This window comes from Pseudomonas emilianonis, from assembly GCF_023072625.1.
In the GTDB taxonomy this organism is placed as follows: Bacteria; Pseudomonadota; Gammaproteobacteria; order Pseudomonadales; family Pseudomonadaceae; genus Aquipseudomonas; species Aquipseudomonas paraveronii.
The window spans coordinates 1-3,680 of sequence record NZ_JAKNRV010000443.1 but is presented as its reverse complement, the minus strand read 5'-3'; the positions used below and the strand labels follow the sequence as shown (position 1 = coordinate 3,680).

General features: G+C 62.6%; 3 protein-coding genes and 1 pseudogene. All 4 read right to left on the bottom strand.

Annotation, left to right across the window (positions count from 1 at the left end):
• Positions 1–905 (bottom strand): succinylglutamate-semialdehyde dehydrogenase (locus L9Z73_RS27130; RefSeq protein ID WP_247407692.1); only part of this gene is annotated, 905 nt, incomplete at its 3' end.
• Positions 902–1,927 carry an arginine N-succinyltransferase gene (gene astA, locus L9Z73_RS27125; protein ID WP_247407690.1) on the bottom strand — a complete coding sequence of 342 codons (1,026 nt, stop codon included), beginning with the start codon at positions 1,925–1,927 and terminating at the stop codon, positions 902–904. The genes astA and L9Z73_RS27130, both read right to left, overlap by 4 nt.
• Before the next feature lie 50 nt (positions 1,928–1,977).
• The gene (gene aruF / locus L9Z73_RS27120) at positions 1,978–2,997 is read right to left on the bottom strand and encodes an arginine/ornithine succinyltransferase subunit alpha (RefSeq protein ID WP_247407688.1); all 1,020 of its coding nucleotides are present in this window, start codon (positions 2,995–2,997) and stop codon (positions 1,978–1,980) included.
• Positions 2,998–3,202: 205 nt separating this feature from the next.
• Positions 3,203–3,613 (bottom strand): annotated as a pseudogene (locus L9Z73_RS27115) (aminotransferase class III-fold pyridoxal phosphate-dependent enzyme); the annotation flags it as partial.
• Between the last annotated feature and the right edge of the window lie 67 nt (positions 3,614–3,680).

Genomic DNA, 3,680 nt, shown 5'->3' with positions numbered 1-3,680 from the left:
GCCACCAGCCGCGCCAGCAACGCATCGCCCCAGGCGCCTTCGGGCACCAGCAAGCGACGGGCACAGGTGCAGCGCTGGCCGGCCGAGATAAACGCCGATTGAATGATGGTGTACACCGCCGCATCCACGTCGGCCACTTCATCCACCACCAGCGGGTTGTTGCCGCCCATTTCCAGGGCGAGGATCTTGTCCGGGCGCCCGGAGAACTGCTGGTGCAGGTGGTTGCCGGTGCGGCTGGAGCCGGTGAAGAACAAACCGTCGATCCCCGGGTTGGCCGCCAGGGCGATCCCGGTTTCCCGCGCACCTTGCAGCAGGTTCAACACGCCCGCCGGCAGGCCCGCTTCGATCCAGCATTGCACGGTCAACTCGGCGACTTTCGGGGTCAGCTCGCTCGGCTTGAACAACACGGTATTGCCCGCCAGCAACGCCGGGACGATATGGCCGTTAGGCAGGTGACCGGGGAAGTTGTAGGGGCCAAACACCGCCACCACACCGTGGGGCTTGTGGCGCAACACAGCGGTGGCGTCGCCCAGCGGGCCGCTCTTCTCGCCGGTACGCTCGTGGTAGCTTTGCACCGAGATCGCGATCTTGTTGGCCATGCTGGTGACTTCGGTGGCCGATTCCCACAGTGGCTTGCCGGTTTCTTCACCGATGCAGCGGGCGATTTCATCGGCGCGTTTTTTCAAGGCAGTGGCGAAGGCTTCGAGCACGGCGATGCGCTCTTCCAGCGAACGCCGGGCCCACGCCGGAAACGCCTGGCGCGCGGCCTGCACGGCGGATTCGACCTGCTCGGCGCTGGCGCCCTTACCGGCCCACAGCACGTGCTGGGTCACCGGGTTGCGCGACTCGAACAGTTCACCCTGGCCAGCCAGCCAGCTACCTGCGATATACAGCGAATTCATTATTTCGACTCCCGAGCAGCGGACAACGGTACGGCACGCACTTGATCGCCCACCACCAGTTGCAGGCGTTTGGCGGTCAATGGATCGACCACCAGCGTGCCTGCCGCCAGGCGAGCCGGTGCGGCGGTGATGCGGCACTCTTCGCGCTTGCGGTTATGGATCAGGAACGGCGTGGCGTCGTCCCCCGGCGTGCCGATGGCGAGTACCAGCGACTGGCTGTCGCGCACCGCACGAATCTTGCTGGTCTCACATTCCACCGCCGGGCCGGCGTCGAAAATGTCGACATAGCCCTGGTAGCTGAACCCTTCGCTCTTGAGCATGCTCAGCGCCGGCTCGGTGTCCGGGTGGACCTTGCCGATCACGTTGCGCGCATCCTCGGACAGGAAGCAGCTATACAGCGGAAATTTCGGCATCAGCTCGGCGATAAAGGCTTTGTTGCCCACGCCGGTGAGGTAGTCGGCTTGGCTGAATTCCATCTTGAAAAAGTGTCGGCCCAGGCTTTCCCAGAACGGCGAACGCCCGGCTTCGTTGGACACACCGCGCATCTCGGCGATGATCTTGTTGCCGAACAACTGCGGGAACTCCGCGATAAACAGCAAGCGCGCCTTGGCCAGCATGCGGCCGTTGAGGCCGTTGCGGTAATCGGCGTGCAGGAACAGCGAGCACAGTTCGGAGTTGCCGGTGAGGTCATTGGCCAGGAACAGCGTCGGGATCTCGCGGTAGATATTCAGCTCCTGGGAGGCGCTGACGGTCAGGCCGACCCGGAAGTTGTACCAGGGCTCGCGCAGACCGACGGCGCCAGCGATGGCGGAAATGCCCACCACTTGGCCTTCGTCGTTTTCCAGCACGAACAGGTAGTCGGCATCCCCGCGCCCGGCTTCGCCGCGGAAGGTTTTTTCCGCCCAGCCAACCCGATGGGCCAGGCGCTCTTCGTTGGCTGGCAAGGTGGTCAGGCCGGTGCCGGTGCTGCGCGCCAGATCAATCAGGGCAGGTAAATCGCTGCTGCGTACGGGACGAACGATCATGCTATCTCCTCAGACGGGCCGCCCGTTCAGGCCACCCGCAAAACTCTGCTTTAAACCGCAACCAAACGCACGCTGGCGCCTTCACCGACGCCCAGGGCTTCGGCCGCTTCCAGGTCCAGGATCACCGGTTTACCGGGCGCGTAGTCCAGCTCCAGCATCACCGCGCGGTAATCCTGCAACTGCGCGTTACTCACCAGGTACTGGCGGCCGACACCCTTGACCCGCTCGCCGATCTTCACTGGCACCACGCGGCTCTGGGCGATCGAGCGAATGCCCGAGATCCGTGCGTGCAGCGTCGGGCCGCCGTCGAAGATGTCGATGTAGTGATCGGTCTCGAAGCCTTCGCGCATGAGGATGTCGAAGGTGATCTGCGCACGCGGATGCACCTGGCCCATCGCTTCCTGGGCTTCATCCGGCAGCAGCGGCACATAGATCGGGTAGTGCGGCATCAGCTCGGCGAGGAACGTGCGGCTTTTCAGCCCGCACAGGCGCTCGGCGGCGGCGTAGTTGAGGTCGAAGAAGTTGCGCCCGATGGCGTCCCAGAACGGCGAATCACCGTGCTCGTCGCTGTAGCCGACAATTTCGGTCACCACCGAGTCGGCAAAGCGCTCGGGGTGGCTGGCAACGAACAACAGGCGCCCACGGGAATTGAGTTCCGACCACGGCGAACCGACCAGCGCAGGCTTCACGTAGAAGCTGGTGAGCAGGCTGTTACCGGTGAGGTCGTGGCACTGGGAAAGCACGTGGATCTTGTTGTGGATCTTCAACTCGCGGGAGGCGTGGACGAAGGTCTCGTTGCGGAAGCTGTAGAACGGCTCCGAGTAGCCGGCCGAGGCGACGATGGCCGAGCAGCCTGCGAGCTTGCCGGTCTCGGTGTCTTCGAGCACGAAGAAATAGCTTTCTTCACCGTTGAAACTGACCTCGGCGGCGAAGGACGCTTCGCTCGCGGCGATCTTGTCACTCAGGCGTTCCACATCATCCGGCAAGGAGGTGACACCAATCGGGCTGTCCGCAGCCAGACGCTGTACCTCGCCCAGATCAGCCATTTGCGCGGGGCGCATCACCAGCATGGTGTCACTCCTTAACTCGAAAAACTCATAGGAAAAAGTACCGGATAGGTCAGGAACAACACAGTTCCCAATGTGGGAGGGGCGGTGCGACGATTCGACTTGCCCCCGATAGCGGTGTATCAGTCACCAGATGTATCAACTGACAGACTGCTATCGGGGGCAAGCCCCCTCCCACATTTGACCCAGTCCGACAGATAAATGTGTATCAGGCTTGCGTCAGCGTTTTTACCGCACGTTCGAAGCGGTCCAGGCCTTCATTGATGTCCGCATCCTCTACCACCAGGCTCGGCGCGAAACGCACCACGTCGGGGCCGGCTTGCAGGATCATCAGGTTTTCTTTCTCGGCCGCGTTGAACACGTCCTTGGCCTTGCCTTTCCAGGCGTCGCTCAGCACGCAACCGAGCAGCAGGCCCAGGCCACGCACTTCGCTGAAGATCCCGTATTGTTTGCCGATCTGTTCCAGGCGGGCCTTGAACAGGTCGTGCTTGGCGTTGACGCCGGCCAGCACTTCAGGCGTGTTGATCACGTCGAACACCGCCCCCGCCACCGCGCACGCCAGCGGGTTGCCGCCGTAGGTGGTGCCGTGGGTGCCGACCACCAGAAACAACTGAAGCGCGAAATCCTAGCATGAAACTTTTCATAAGCGAAATCGCACAACATTCGACTCAATATAAGTCGATTAC

What these genes read in the sequence shown, in the direction of transcription:
- astA (WP_247407690.1), bottom strand. Translation starts at nt 1,927, where the DNA reads ATGATCGTTCGTCCCGTACGCAGCAGCGATTTACCTGCCCTGATTGAT.
- aruF (WP_247407688.1), bottom strand. Translation starts at nt 2,997, where the DNA reads ATGCTGGTGATGCGCCCCGCGCAAATGGCTGATCTGGGCGAGGTACAG.